Below are 15,103 nucleotides of genomic sequence, written 5' to 3' on the forward strand. Positions count from 1 at the left end.
GCTGCCGGGAGAAAGCCACAGCCAGCCGAAGACCAGCCAGCGTCAGCGGCGGACAGTCGTCAGGAGGCCCCAACTCGGCCTGGTCCAACCGGGCCCGGAGCCGTCGGCTCGTTCCGCCGCTGGCCCAGGGTTCTGGCCCTCGCTCGAGCGCGCGCGCCGCTATGGCAACTGGCAGCGAATCCAGCGCGGCTGAATCTGCTCCAGCGGCTTCGACTCAGCAAACAGCGAGAGCTGGCGATCCTCGCGAAAGAGCGCCTCAAAATCCTCGGGAGCAAAAGCCTTGCGCAGACGGGCAGCGTAGGAGCTGGTCAGCAAGCGGATGTAGTACTCGACATCGTAGTCGCGGCGCTCGGCCAGTTCCCTGCTGCTCTGGCGGGCATGCTCGGTCGTCGCCAGCGGCGCCTCGCCAGAGGCGGAAGCAGGGGCCAGAGCCAGCCAATCCTCACCAGCAGGCACCTCCTCCGTATTCTCGTCCGGCAGCCAGACATAGCGCTTTTCCGCGCTGCGATAGAAGCGCACGCGCTCACCGGGAAACCACTGACGTCGACCTGCCCCAATGAGGGCTTCATAAGCCGGCTCCTGATGCGTCTGACGAGCGGCAAAATAGGCCTCGGGCGTCTTCGTCAGGCGCACCTGAGTCGCCACATCTGCCGCCGGCAAAGCCCGCGCGCGCAGAGCCTCGACCGTCTCCAAATAGGCGGCTCGCACCTCATGCACCCTCCCCAACATCGTCGCCAACAAGGCCCGCCGCAAGAAACGCTCGCCGAAAGGCTCCGCGCGGCTGGAGCGGAGCGCCACCCCGTGGACAATCAAGCGGCCGTCGTAGGTCAGGAGGGCGTAATTCTTCACCTCGTGGCTAAACATCGCTCGATAGCGTCCCTCGTACTCAAGGCGAATGCCCGGGGGCAGGCTTGCCCCGATCTCAGCCACCAGGGCCCGCTCCTGCTCCTCATGCCACGCTGGAGGAACAGCAAAATAGACGCCATCGGTATCGGCCTCGATCAGAGCCAGCCCGCGCGCGCGCAGAGCCTGCAGGACCTGGTCCAGAATCGCCCGGCCGCGGCGCGTCACCTCAGCCGCCGCCTCGGTATCGGCGAAGAGGGCCATCTTACCCGCCCCCATGTAGCCATAGGCCGCATTGATCAGAATCTTCATAGCCGCCTGGGTCGCCGCATGATGATTGGCCTCGACCGAGCCAGGGGGAGCCTGGCGAGCGGCCTCCTTATGATAGAGGCGCAGATCCGTCAGGCGTCCCAAAATACTCAAGAGCACCCCCAGGCGATCGCAGCGCGGACCGATGGCAAAGGAGCGCATCAAGGAAGGATAGAGCGAAGCCACATCGGCCTTGACCACATGCTCGGCCACTCCCGTAGCAAAAAGGTGCACAGCCCCCCCCTCGTGCAGGCCCTTATCCTCAGTCCCCTCGGAGGAGGGACGGGGCAGTGCTGCCCCAGCCCGCAAATAGCTGCGCACCAGAATCGGCTCCAGGACCCCCATCGCCGGCCCTGCCGACACCAGGCGCTCATAGCGGCGCGGCGCCATGCTCGCCAGGGCAAAAGGCGCCCCCAGCAAGCGACGCGACAGCCCATCGACCTCTTCCACATCGTCCAAAGCATAGCGGCGCACCCGCTCGGGATCGCGCCGATAGGTCTCCACAATCTCCATTCCAGCAATATAGGTGCGCTCTGCCGAAGCAATGCCAAAGTAGCGCGCCACATCCTTCAAGGCATAGCTGGGCATATCGCGCACCACAAAATCATGGCGGCGCACCGCATCGAGCGTATCGACCAGCTCACGGCCCGCCACACTATAGCGGAGGCGCCGGCGCGTCTCCGGCCCGATAGCCAGCGTCTCCTGATAGCGGCGCAGCCGCCGCGCCTCCTCTGGCACCCCCTGGCGCCCAAGCAACAAGGGGATCCCCAGCACGTGCGCCCGCTCTTCCAAAAACGGTAGATCAAAGCCAAACAGATTATGATTCTCAATCACATCGGGATCGCGCTGGCAAATCAAGGAGCACAAATCGCGAATCAGGCCCGGCTCATCCTCCTCACGCGGAGCCTCCAAGACCCTTGCCAGGCCGCGATTATCGCGCACCGCCGCCAGAAAGATGCGTCCCCGATGGGGGTCGAGGGCCGTCGTCTCCAGATCGAGCTGCAGGCGATGCAGCTGCTCATAGGCCAGGCCGCGGAAATAGACCTGGCCCGTCTGCATCAGATACTGCTCCACCGGGCCGACGGCGTAGTATCCCTCCAACTCAGCAAGCGACCTTGGGCGCTGTCCCAGGCGACGAGCCGCTCCGCGCAAGAGGACCCGCTCCAGCCGGTTCAAATCCTCGCAGCAGAGCAGAAAACGATAGGTCCCCTCCGGCCCATCCAGCTCGCGGTAGTAGATCGTCCCCGACGGCTCAGCAGGCCGGACGGGAGGCCAGGTCGCGACAGGGCGGAGACGCTGGCCCGCCGCCTGCAGATCGGCCAGAGAGGTTGCCAGCACCCAAGGCCAGAAACGCCTCTGCGAACAGAGCACCCGCTCGCCCTCGCGGCGCCAGATCACCGCCTCGCCGCTGCGATTCGCCCAGACCGAAACGATCCCTGGCACAGGATCCCAGCCAAAGAGGTACTCATCCTCTTGTCCTCGCGAGCAGAGCGTTGCTGTCTCTCTCTTGCCAGCAGCACTCTCAGCACAAGCCATAGCCATCGGCCTTCTCTTCTCACCGCTAGCTAACGCCAGTTCACCTACAACACAGCAGGATCTTTGACCTTTGTTCTAACTCTAAGCTTAACACGCCTCGGCGACAGAGCGCAAGCGAGCTAAAAGAGCGATAATCGGATCTCATGAGTGTCCTTGTAGAGGAAAATCTATTCTTATAAAAAGATAAAAAAAGTCACCAGAGAAAGGAAGAGGTAATGATAGGGAAGGCCGGAGCAGAAGGCGTCAGCAGAAGCAGGCGCCATTCTGCTCCGGCAGTGGAGAGGGAGGCAGACCGCCGGGAAACCAGTTAAAGGAGTAAGGGCATCTGCTCAGGGCCTGGGGGCAAGGCCGTGGCTTTCATCCAGGGGAGAGCCTTCGCCCCCAAGGGCGGTCTGCCTTCTATGGCTCAAACCATCTGCCTGGCGACTGGCTCAGCTCTATTGCGGCTGCACAGTGCTCCGGCGCGAGCACTGGATGACCACCTGATGGTTGGCCTGATCGAGCGTGAACGTGCAGGGGGCCCCATTGATCGTCACCGTGCCAGAGCAGCCCTGAACAAGGCGCCCATTCACGGTGCAATTGACCGCCGTACCGTTGCCATTGCCATTCCCCCCACCATTGCCGCCACCGGCGGGGACATTGATGGTCGCATCCACCGCCACGCCGTTGGCATCGGTCGTCACCGTAATCGGATCGGGCAAATTAATCAGGGCCTGACAGTTCAGCTCCTGATAAGTGGTCACAAAGCGCTGAGCCAGGAAAGTAAAGAGCGAGTTGGCCGCGCCCGCGTCGGGCGACGGGCTGGCCTGAGTAAACTGCTGATCCAGCTTCAGGCGAGCCGGAGCCACATTGATCAGGTTCTGGCAGTAGGTAGCCGTGCTGGCCTGATTGAGCGAACCCACCGGGGCCTGGTTAACCCCGACGCGATAGGCATTCAGCTTGCGCAGATCGGGCTGATCGTTGTTAAGGACCATGGGATCGCCGGCCGGCACGAGGGCCACAGGCTGATTCTGATAGAGGGCGGCCTGCAGCTCATTGAGCGGCAAAGCAGCAACCATATGGCCCGGATCAGCCAGATCGGGGGCCATCCAGGGCGTACAACCGAGAGCGTTATCGAGGCCAATCGAGAGCAGCCGCTCATCGCTGCCATTGACCTGGACCTGAGCCCCTTGCAGAGCCGCAGCATTGGCGGCGGTCATCTGAGCAATACGCCCGTCGGCGGTCACCAGATATTCGGTCACCACGTTGTCACTCTGGTCCTGATCAACCAGGCTGAAATCGCGCGTCGTCGGGCAAGGCTGGCCGTCTTTGGCCATACCAATTGGAGGGACCTTCAGGCGTCCGCTGCGGATAGCATAATTGGCGGCGGCGAAGAAGGCGGGAGCATTACAATAGGCAAACTGACCAAAGATACTGCCATTGACACCGTTGACGCAGCGTCCCTGTCTCAGGCTCCCGTTGTTATCAACCAGGGTCAGATTGTCGCCGTTGAAGCCAAACCAGAGCGCGACCACCGCCCCTTGCGGCAACTGAGGCGGCGTTGGCTGAATAGCCGGCTGCGTCCCCTGATCGACAACGACCGGATTGTAGATAGAGATCTGACCGGTACGAGGGTCCAGAATGGCCCCCTGGACAAAGGCCGCCTGCGCCGGATTGGCCTCATGACATGGCCCATTGGCGGGATTGGTCGCCACAAGCTGGTAGGGAGTCGCCAGCCCCTGGGCGCTCAGTGGATTAGGCGGTACGATGAGCGAACAATCGGTATTGTCGTCAGCCGCCCGCGAGGTCAGATGAGGGAACACCAAAACTCCCGCCGCGATCAGCAGGAGCAGCAGGGGGATGCTCGCCCCCACCAGAATTGGCCAGCGGCGACGTGCTCTCCGTGAGCTTTCGTAGATCGATAATGGTGCTTGCTTCCGGGACATAAGCCTGCTTACCTTTCCTTACTCACAGGATGAGACCGCACCTGAGCGGATAGCGCCAGCGTCATCCAGGACAACTGGTCTGGAAATAAATGAGCGCGAGACCTACGGACGGGCACCCTCTCCGCTCGCGCCCCTTCACCATCCCTTCTCTTCCTCCTCTTACCCGCTCGCTCTGCTCCCCACCACCCATACCTCAACCCCACAGGGAGCAGTACGACACAGGCTGGTTTCTGTTCAGCCAGCCCTATACAAGGATACTGCAGGTGATATGATCTATGTGCATCTACCAATCCGAAGCTAATAAAAAAGTACCGGCGCAGAGTTAAGAAATCTTAACCTCTCCCTCCGCTTTTTCAGGAAATCAGTACCAGGGAAAAATTTCCTGCAAAGGGCCTGCGATTTGAACGTGTAAGGAAGAGCTTTCTGCGCTCTCCATGGAGAGGGAGAAACCAGGCCAGAAGCGGCGGCACAGAGGCCCCGCAGCCTGGCCTTGAGCTAACCAGGGGGAGGATGCTGTTCTCGAGAGAGCGGGAGTGTGGGGCGCGGCGGAGGGAGAGAAGAAGCCGGTCAAAGGAGTCGGCTAGGCAAGTGCTGGCCCTGTCGATTGGCTTGCTGGCAGCCAGTCGGGGGACAGCGGGGTGAGGCGACCCAAAGTGGTCCTCCGAAATTCACGCAAAGTTAACGTCTGGGCTGATTGTATTTTAGGATGGGCGTGGTATAATGTGAGTGTGATCGGGGATCTGACAATCCTTCAGTAGCAGTTCAGGTGCTCCTCACCTGCCGCTCAGGACTTCCCCATAAGAGATCACCACAGGCAGACCTTCTGGCGGGAACCAGGCGAATGATAACTGCAGCCGGACCGTAACAGTCGGTTCATTCAGCCCAGTGTGTTCAGAGGAGCGAACACAGAGTACAAAAGAGGTTTTTTTACCCATGATGTCTTACGAGGATTACCAGGATCGTGTTCTTACCTGCCGTGATTGTGGTCAGGACTTTGTCTTCTCTGCCGGCGAGCAGGCCTTCTTCGCCAGCAAGGGGCTAACCAATCCCCCGGCGCGCTGCCCTGATTGCCGCGCCGCCCGCCGCAATGGCTCCCGAAGTCAGTCTTCGCCCCGTTCCTCGCGGGAGCAGTACGAGGCTGTCTGTTCCAACTGTGGACGACAAACAACCGTGCCTTTCCTCCCCCGCGATGATCGCCCCGTCTATTGCAGCGACTGTTACCAGGAAGTTCGCTCTTCCCGCGGTGGGCGTCGCGACGAAAGCCGGAGCTATAGCTACTCGGGCAGCTATGAAGGAGGTCACGGGCGTGGCCGCGAGCGCCGCGGTGGGCGCCGCTGGTAGTTGATGCCCCGCTCCTCCGCTGCACGGCTGAGGCTTCTCCCTTCGGTCAGCGACAGGCGCTACCTCTGCGCTGAGAGCTGCCTGAGCGCGCCTGATGCTTTAACATTACCCTCAACCTCCACAGCAGGCAGGAGCGTCCCCTCCGAAGTCAGTAGATCCGTTCAGAGCAGAACCAGAAGGCAGGACAGGAGCAGCGGTTCTCTGTCCTGCCTTTATCGTCGCTGCCTCACTCCCACCTCACCTGTCCCAGGTCAGCGCTCGCTGAGGTGAGGTGAGCCAGCCTGGCCATGGGTCTGCCTCGCCCTGGCGCCCCTGAACCCTCAGGGAAAGCGTTTGCGCCACCTGCCAGTCAGCCTCAAAAGTCCTCTGGAGCGTCGCCAGCACTGCTTCATCGGAGACCAGGATGCCCACTTCCCGATTGCGCTCCAGGCCCGACGGCGAGCAATTCTCCGAGCCGACAAAGGCTTCCTGCCCGTCTACAAGAAGCATTTTGGCATGCATATAGAGCTGGCCATCCTCGCGCACCGCGACTCCTCCCTGCAGCAGCGCGGCAATCCCCTCCGCGTTGGGATCATTCTCACCGCGGGATGCCGGCAAAATGACCTCCACCTTCACGCCACGCCGCTGGGCCGCGACCAGAGCGCCCTCGATCTGCTGATCTTGCATTTCTTCCTCCTCAACCAGCAGTGTCTGGCGTGCCGCGGCCACCAGTCCTTGCAGAGCCGCCCGCGCATTGCCCGGACTAATGACCAGGTGCGCGTTGTTGCCTGGAAAGACAGCCTCCGCGCGCTGCCAGTCGGCCTCGAACAGGGCACTCAGGCTGCTCACATCCTCCGGCAGAGGATCGATAATGCCATACTCCCGGTTAGCGACGCGACCATTCCCTCCAAGCGCGGCGCGGGTGAGGTTACCGGTCATGATATAGGCGCGCAGGCCATCAACGATCATCAGCTTGGCGTGGGTGAGCGGGAAAGCCGGATTCGTATAGCGCGCCTCCACACCGGCAGCCTCTAGCTGCTGGATGGTGCGAGCGGGCGAGCCGCCCCCATAGGGATGAGGCTCCAGCATGACGCGCACCGTCAGGCCCCGCCCAGCCGCCGCTTCCAGGGCCTGGATGACGCGGCGATCGGTGAGCAGGTAGATTTCGATGGCCAAGGAGCGCCGGGCCCCAGCGATGGCCTGCAACACAACCTGCTCGCCGGCTTGCGGCTCAACGAAGACCTGAAGACCCCTGGCTCCTGAGCCGGTGGAGCTTCCACCGGGCAGGGACGAGAGGCGGATAGCGGAGGGCTGGCCAACCGCCAGGGCTGCCATCGCCGGAGAGAAGAGTGCCGGCCAGCAAAGGAGGCAGAAAGAGAGCAAGAAGAGGACAGCCGGCCACCGTTGTCGGCCTCTACCGTGAAGGTGCAACATTGCCATTCCTCCTGGCGCCAATGATAGGCATGGAGTGGGTCGCCGCAGCCGACATGCCTGATTGATCAAGGATTGATCGAAGCCGGGTAGGCTGTCTGCTGCGGGCACTACAGCCAGTATAGGGGTCCTTTCCAAACCAGAGGAGAGGCGCCAGGTTCCGCCCGTCATCGGCTAGGGCCAGCCGTTGGCCCGGCTAGAGGGGAAGGAAATGGAAGGAGGGCGGAGCACCGGTGCTCCGCCCTCCGCTCTGGGAGGCAGGCCCACGCGGGGCTGCTTCTACGATCAGGAGGCTCAGGAATGCGTATCGTTCAGAGCAACGTCATCCACGAAGAAGTTGGTCACTAGCGAGGAATCCGTCGTCCCCTGGAAGTAGACCTGAATCTGCTTCCCGTAGTAGCTGCTCAGCGCCGAGGTCAGATCGAAGGTGTACTGCGTCCAACCCGAGGCGTTGGCATTACACCTGGTCTGCACTGTGGTGATCGTCGAGCCACTGGAGTTACGAATGCGAACGTAGAAGTAGTCGTAGCAGGTGCTACCCGACTCCTGCGTGCTGATATACAGCCAGTAACTCAGGACCACCTTGGTCGTTGTGCTGGGCAGAGTGACCGTCTGCCAGATCTGATCATTACAGCCATTATAGCCGCAGAGGTAGGCACTGTAGCTGCCCGTATGGGGATTGGTAGAGTCAACAATCTCGTAGCCTCCCGAGGACGATTCCTGCCAGGGAGAGCTGCCGCTCTCAAAGCCCGGATTACTCAGGAGCTGCGTGGTGGTGCCGCCGCCACCGCCGCCACCGCCGCCACCACCGCCGCCAGACGAGCCGGCCACATCGCGGGCAAAGTTCCAAACATCGGGCGAGCCGATACCGGTTGCCAGATCGTAGCCCGTGGTGGCTGAGTAGTAGAGGTTATTGCCGCTCGTGATATCGTGATAGGCGCTATAGGTCTGGGTCGTATTGTAGAGGTGATAGATGGTCGCGCTGGCCGAGCCGAGGGTGGCCTTGCCCTGCGAGGCCAGGTACTGGTTGACATCAGCTGCCACGCCGGCCCACAGCGGAGCCGCCGCGCTCGTGCCGCCGACCGTCAGCCAGCCCGAGCTAGAACAGCCAGCCGCTGCCACGGTGCAGTAGACCGAGTAGCCGGTGGCTGGATCGGCGTCAGCCGAGACATCCGGCACCATGCGGTTGGCATTGGTCAGATTGGGGCCAGTCTGATAAGATGGGCGGGCGAAGTAGGAGCTGATGCCGCCGCCGCCGCCCGAGCCATGTGGGCTACGCTGCGTATCGCTGGGGTTCGACCAGGCCGACTCACTGCTGTAGGTGCCGCCGCTGCCGGTGACCAGATGAGTCCCGCCGACACCTACCACGTAGGGATCGTCGGCAGGCGAGTCGACCGCCAGACTGTTGTTGTCGCAGTCGTAGGCGCCCGAGTCACCGGAGGCAGCGAAGAAAGCCTGGCCCTGGGCCGCCCCCTGCTTGAAGATGTTATCCAGCGTGGCCAGCTCGGAGGTTCCCGCCGCCGCCTCGCACTCGCCCCAGCTAATGCTGACCACCTTGGCCAGGTTGTCGGTCACAATGCGATTGTAGGTATCGTTGACCCCCGTGATCGTATTGGGTCCAATATAGATCTTCTGGTTCGCCCCAGGCGCGATGGCCGAGACCACTTCCATGTCCAGCTCGACCTCGATCGCTCCCGCGCCCGCCGTGTTGGTCGCCCCATCTACCAACACATTGGAATACTTGGCTGAACCGAGGCCATAATAGCTCAGGTAGGCGTTGACGTCCGAGGCGCGATAGCCGTCCAGCTCGAAGATGGCCACGGTCTGGCCACTGCCGTTGCTTCCCCCGTTGATCAGCGGGTTCATGTCATAGGCGGTACGCAGCTCGCTCGGGGTGTAGCCACCGCCCGGGCCGGTATGAGGCGTCTGGCTGCTGGTGAGACGCTGCAGGCCCAAGGGACGATAATGAGCCACATTGTCCAGACCGGCAATGTTAAGGATGAGGCCACCCAGCTCCGCCGGCACGGATGGTTCTCCGGTCGGGGCGTAAACGGTGCGATTCCCCATCTGATAGTCGGCCAGAGTGATGGCAAAAGCCTGCTCAACCTGGGCCACGCTTCCGCTGGCGTTGATCAGTGTGCGGTTAGGCGAGACACTGTTGACTCGCAAACCCTGAGCCTGCAGGTAGGCCACCACACGGCTGACGGTCGCGGGCGTCGGCCCAAACAACTCGGTGAATTGCTGCGGCGTGAGGTAATGATGGTAGAGTGGGGACTGCGGATCGTTCTGAGCTGCCAGTAGGGCATCGAGTTGGGCTTCGTTGCGCAGCTTGAGCGCGATCGAAAGCTGAAGGCTGCGGTTGGCACTCTCGCTGTGGAGCGGCTTGTGGTTCCTTAGCAGCGGAACCATATGACCACGAATAAGGCTGCGATTAGTCGGGTCCTCTCCATGCAGCTGGGCATAAGCAGCGGACGGTACGACGAAAAGGAGTAGGGCCACCACCCCACTGGCGCTAAGAGCCGCCAGGACGATGGCCAGCCGGCGTGCAGATTGGAAGAAAGTTGCGATGTTCATCGGCACCTCTAGCTTGTAAGCTCGGTACGACTGTGTACCGCACGACTTGGCCGGACAACATGGTCAGAGACAGCCTATCATCAGGTAGTACAGGCAAAAGGTGGTCAGTATGAGAGGTTGCCTAAAGGTCAACCTCCGGCAGACGACCGGAATATGATCCGGGGTAGAGGTGGACACCTCCTTTGCTTGATAGGGCAATCGCCTTCTTCTTGCCCGTCAGCTCAATAAGCTGGACACCTGTAGCAGAAGAGGCCACAGCTACCGAAGAAAGCCCTATTCGCGGTTCAGGCAACGGAAGCAGCTGGCACCGGGGAGCTATCTTCCCCGCTTGCTTCCTTATACAAGACGAGCCTATAGTTAATAGTACCGATGCAGATCACGTCTGTCAAGTATATAGGACCCGGGGCATAGATACCGTCATCTCTTCCGTTTGCACAGAAACGCTAAAAAAGCGCAAGGAGGCCACGAGAAGGAAAGGAATGCAGCCGATTGGGACCTGGCGACGGGCGCTTTTCCCCGGAGATGAGCCTGTCGGGGCGGGGCTTCTGCCCGGCCGAAACGAGCGAAAAGACGTATAATTATTATCAGATTCAGAGATTCCCACCTGAGTAGGAAAGAGAGAACCTTCCACGTCCGTGAACAGATCGCCTGCTACAGCCACGTCGGGTGGTAACTTGTCCGCCACCGGTCGCAAGCGGCCCAGTACCTTTCGCGCCCTGCGTCATCGCAACTATCGTCTGCTGTGGATCAGCCTGATCGTCTCCTCCGTGGGAACCTGGATGCAGATTGTGGCGCAGAGCCTGCTCGTGCTCAAGCTCAGCCATAACTCTGCTCTGGCATTGGGAATCGTCTCGTTGGCCCAGGCCAGTGCCTTTCTGCTCTTCGCCCTCATCGGGGGAGGGGTAGCTGATCGCCTTGATCGTCGTCGGCTGCTGCTTTGTACGCAGAGCATCTCAATGGGACTGGCCTTTCTGCTCGGAGTGCTGACCCATCTGGGGGTCATCCAGGTCTGGATGATCGTCCTCATCGCCTTCTGCAACAGCACCGTCCTCAGCTTTGACCAGCCGGCCCGCTCGGCGCTTATTCCTCAACTGGTGCCGCGAGAAGACCTCATGAATGCCATTTCGCTCCAATCGGCAGTCTTTAACGGAGCGGCGGTCATCGGTCCCTCGCTGGCCGGCCTGACCATCGGCCTCATCCACTACGCTGGCAACTTCTTCCTTAACGCCGTCAGCTATCTGGGGGTACTGGTTGTCCTCTTCCTGATGCGCGTTCCTTCGGAGGGGGAGGAGACGGCTGACCCGCGGGCCAGGGTTCCCAACCTGAGACGCTCGATTCAGGAGTCGCTGATCGTCATTGGGCGAGATGCCGTCTTACCCTGGGTACTCGCGGCCTATGGGGCTTTGCTCTTCTTCAATCCCTCGGCGGCCATCATTCTGCCCTATTTCTCTGTCCAGGTGCTCCATCTGACTCCGTTTGAGCTTGGTCTCCTCTTCTCGGCTTCTGGGATCGGGACCGTGGCGGGTGCGCTGGGGCTGGCCTCGCTCGGCGAAGTCAAGCGCAAGGGGCAGGCCCTCATCCTGGCTTTCAGCCTGTGGACCGTGGCCTTGCTTGTCTTCGCCTTCAGTCGTCTTTTCTGGCTCTCGCTGCTCATGCTCTCGCTGGTTGGTGCCATGCAGAACGTTATCGCCGCCACCACAATTACGCTGATGCAGACTCGCGTCCCGGCCCAGATGCGCGGGCGTGTCATGAGCCTCAACACGTTGATGATTATGGCGATCAGGCCGCTGGGCGACTTCGCTGCCAGTGGCCTGATCGCTCTCATCGGTGGCCCCCCGACCGTGGCGCTGGCCGGAGCCATTGTCGGCCTGATCAGCCTCTCTCTCGTTGGCGGGCGCTCTGCCGTGCGCCATCTCGCAGAACCTGGCGCCTTAGGAGAGAGATGAGATCAGTCCGGGCTGACTCGCCATCAGCCTGGACTCACGGTGACGGTGACCACCTGGGGACTGCTCTGCAGAGGGTTCTGTCCCCCATCGCTGGCCGTAATGGTGATCTGTCCGCGCAATGTCTTCAGCAGCAGGCGCGGCGGCGTGACGTAGACCGTGAGGGACGTTCCCGAGCCGCTCTCGCTGCCGCTGGTCTGACTCAGGTGCAGCCACGAGGTGCTATCGCTATCGACGGTAGCGTTCCAGGAAACCGGACGGGGGCAGCCGCCGTCGATGCGCAGCGAGAGCACCTGCGGCGGCGGATTCGGCTGGAGCAGCGAGCTGGTAAAGCTCAGGCCGCTCGGCGTTACTTCGAGCACACAGGGAGCCAGAACTGTTAAGTTGACCACCACGACCTGCGTGAGCTGAGCGGGACTGGCCGCCCCATCGGCCGGTCCCAGTGAGACCGCAAACTGCCCGCTATAGGACCCCGGGGTCAGGCCCGCCATATTGACGCTGACGCTCAGCCGCGCCGTCTGGCCAGCCGCCAGCGTACCGCTGAGCGGTGTCACGCTCAACCAGGGAGCTGAGGCCGTATTGAGCGCCACCGACCATTGCAGTGGGTACTGCAAAGCGCTCAGGAGCACGGAGCGTGCAGCCGGCGGCTGTCCTCCCTGCTCGGCGGTAAAACTCAGGCTACTGGGCGAAAGGGAGGCCCCCAGGGGGGGACGGTTCGGCGCCTCCGTGGCTGTGGTCGCCGAGCTGCTGGCTCCTGTTCCGCTCGGAACCGCCGCGACCAGCAAATTCAAGAGGACCGCCAGCGTTTGCGTGCGTTGCTGAGTGGAGAAGAGCACGAAGCCGCTATAGGTGCCGGCATTCAGCTCGTTGAGCGCCACACTGACACGCACACTCATCCCGTGGCCCGCCTCGACTCGTCCGCTGGCCGGGTCGACCTTGAGCCAGCTCGCCGAGGTAAAAGCCTGCCAGCTCAAGCCGGAGGCGCAGCCTGGAGCCAGTCCCAGATCAAGCGACTGACCGCTCTCCTCACCCTGTCCTGAGCCGATGGTAAAGGTCAGGCTCTGGGCGCTCAGAGCCAGGCGACAAGAGGGCAGAACCGTCAGCGAGGCCGCCAGCACCTGGTTGACGGTTGAGGTCGAGGAGTAGGAGCCGCTCAATTGGACTATGGCCAGGTAGAGGCCAGGCAGCAGATGGCTGCCTTGAGCTGTGACCTCCACCGAGATGCTCTCACCAGCCGCCAGCTTTCCCTGAGCCGACTTGAGCTGGAGCCAGTCGGCCCGGACAGGCAGCGGCTCCTCCTGGCTTCCTTCGGGCGGCACCAGGCTGCGGCTGGACCAGGCCAGCGTGGCACGAGCGGGATTCGTGAGGGTCACAAACTGGGCGGCGGGCGCCGGCCCCCCATCCGTCAACGAGAAGGCCAGCGCCGCTGGCGTCACCCTGAGCGGCCGCCTCTCTAGATCAGTTGCGCCCACAGGAGCCGCCTCGACCCGCATGGAGACCATAACCCGCAAGGTAGTCCCACTATCGGCACTGAAGGTAATACTGCCATGATAGAGGCCAGGCGACAGGGTAGCACGCGACCCGGCGATCAGGATGGCCTGGCGCTCGCTGAGGACTCCCTGGGTCGGTGTGATCTGCAACCAGGGTTGGTCGCTACTGGCCGTCCATGAGAGGCTTCCATCGCCGCCATTACTTAACCAGAGCGGTACCACGCTGTTGAGGCCCTGCACCCCCGCCCCCAGATCCAGGCTGCGGCGATTCACCTCCAGGACCGGTGGCCGGAGCGGCCCACTGGCTACTACCTGAATCGTCGTGCTGGCCGTGTAGTGCGTTGCGATATCTTCAGCCTGGATAGTATGATCGCCAGGACTCCAGTCGCGCCCAATCGCGACCGTGAGATCCGCACTCCCTGCCGCTCCCAAATGAACGAGGGGAGCCATACCCACAGGCGTCAGAGCCTGACCAACATCGTAGCTGAAATAGACCTGGGCGAAAGCCGGAAAATGATCCAGATGGAGATGCACCGCCTGGCCGGCCTGGACCAGGGTCGGTGTCGCCATCAAGAACGGCGGCTGCCCCGCTGGTGAGCCTGGCTGATGGACTCCCGAGAAGCGCGAGCGGATCAACCAGCCATTCAGACCAATGAGCAGCAGGGCCAGGACCGTCAGTCCCGCGAACAGCCAGCGTAGCCAGGCTCTCTGTCCCAGCGCCTTCCGCCAGCGCGGCCAGATCTGGCCTCCCGAGAGCCAGCGATCGGCCTGGTCCGTCCTGAAAGCGCGGCGAGGAGAGGGCGAGCCAGCCTGGCGAAGCTCACCCCCCCGCGAGACAGGCAGCTTTGCTATCGACGTGGCCCGTCCGGAGGCGGAGGCGGAGACGGAGCGCGCGGCCTCCTGGCTTCCGCCTCCTCTCCCTGGCCTTGGGCTGGCCGCTTCTTCCTGAGAAGGGGCCTCCAGGGAAGTCCATTCTGCTGACCAGCCCTGGCGGCGCCGGACCGTCCACGACCAGCGCCACGAGGGCCGGACCTGACTCATTTCATCTTGCCCCAGAGGAGCACAACCCTGCTGGCCACCATCACCATCTTGATTTCTGCCCTGATCCGCTCTCGACGCCAGCGAAGATCGCGCCAGGAGGTCAGAACGGCTTTCCTCCTCCTCCCAACTTCCATCGGTAACACTCATGGGCACCGTTGGAAAGCCGCGCGGCCCAGACGGAGGCCAGTCCTCAGCAGCTGATAACCCAGCCACCTGCCACCCTTCAGCTCGCGGGGGGAACTGCACTTCTTGCTCAGCGAGGGCATGACGTTGCAACAACAGCGCCCGACACTCGTCACAGAACACCACCCCATGCTCACATGGCCTGTTGCAGTAGAGGCACCGATTCATTGTCACCAGACCCTTCCTACACTCTCAAGCCGCATCCTGTAATCAACTCTGTCCAGATGAACAGTTCCAGCACTGCTATGAATAGATAACGAAGAATTCACGGGTGAGTCACTCTAGAAGAGGCTACAGCCCATTTGTCTTGATATTATCAGGCAGAGTGAGCTATTGTCATCCCCCATTTCTCTCTTTCATTGACACCAGGCAGAAGGGCCGGTTATACTCTCCTTGCTCTGGAAAGAGGCTGTCCTGTGAGTGCGCGCCTAAGAGCAAGCAGGCGAGGAAAGAAGAGGGGAAAGCAAGATGTGGCAAGAGGCAGAAACAGTACCCCTGGTCAGACGGA

7 protein-coding genes are annotated in these 15,103 nt (G+C 61.9%); 2 read left to right on the forward strand and 5 right to left on the reverse strand.

The annotated features are described in order from the left end of the window. Positions 1-159 precede the first annotated feature (159 nt). Entirely contained in the window at positions 160-2,694 is a 2,535-nt protein-coding gene (locus ACFMO7_RS21960) for a DNA polymerase domain-containing protein (RefSeq protein WP_376797622.1), read from the reverse strand. Positions 2,695-3,125: 431 nt separating this feature from the next. Further along, positions 3,126-4,613 carry a hypothetical protein gene (locus ACFMO7_RS21965; protein WP_376797623.1) on the reverse strand — a complete coding sequence of 496 codons (1,488 nt, stop codon included), beginning with the start codon at positions 4,611-4,613 and terminating at the stop codon, positions 3,126-3,128. A 933-nt stretch (positions 4,614-5,546) separates the two neighbouring features. Here ACFMO7_RS21965 and ACFMO7_RS21970 point away from each other — a divergent pair. Then, positions 5,547-5,954, forward strand: coding sequence for a zinc-ribbon domain containing protein (locus tag ACFMO7_RS21970; protein ID WP_376797624.1), 408 nt, complete (start codon positions 5,547-5,549; stop codon positions 5,952-5,954). 237 nt (positions 5,955-6,191) lie between these two features. Here the strand turns inward: ACFMO7_RS21970 and ACFMO7_RS21975 are convergent, their stop codons facing one another. Then, positions 6,192-7,367 carry a phosphatidylserine/phosphatidylglycerophosphate/cardiolipin synthase family protein gene (locus ACFMO7_RS21975; RefSeq protein WP_376797625.1) on the reverse strand — a complete coding sequence of 392 codons (1,176 nt, stop codon included), beginning with the start codon at positions 7,365-7,367 and terminating at the stop codon, positions 6,192-6,194. Between the two features lie 291 nt (positions 7,368-7,658). Further along, positions 7,659-9,938: a protease pro-enzyme activation domain-containing protein gene (locus tag ACFMO7_RS21980; RefSeq protein ID WP_376797626.1), complete on the reverse strand. Its 2,280-nt coding sequence runs from the start codon at positions 9,936-9,938 to the stop codon at positions 7,659-7,661. Positions 9,939-10,612: 674 nt separating this feature from the next. Here ACFMO7_RS21980 and ACFMO7_RS21985 point away from each other — a divergent pair. After that, positions 10,613-11,884, forward strand: a complete 1,272-nt coding sequence (locus ACFMO7_RS21985) for an MFS transporter (RefSeq protein ID WP_376797627.1) — start codon at positions 10,613-10,615, stop codon at positions 11,882-11,884. 23 nt (positions 11,885-11,907) lie between these two features. Here ACFMO7_RS21985 and ACFMO7_RS21990 read toward each other — a convergent pair whose 3' ends face one another. After that, positions 11,908-14,412 (reverse strand): hypothetical protein, encoded by a 2,505-nt coding sequence (locus ACFMO7_RS21990; protein ID WP_376797628.1) that lies wholly within the window; start codon positions 14,410-14,412, stop codon positions 11,908-11,910. Positions 14,413-15,103: the final 691 nt, after the last annotated feature.

This window comes from Thermogemmatispora sp., assembly GCF_042408735.1.
Classification (GTDB): Bacteria; Chloroflexota; Ktedonobacteria; order Ktedonobacterales; family Ktedonobacteraceae; genus Thermogemmatispora.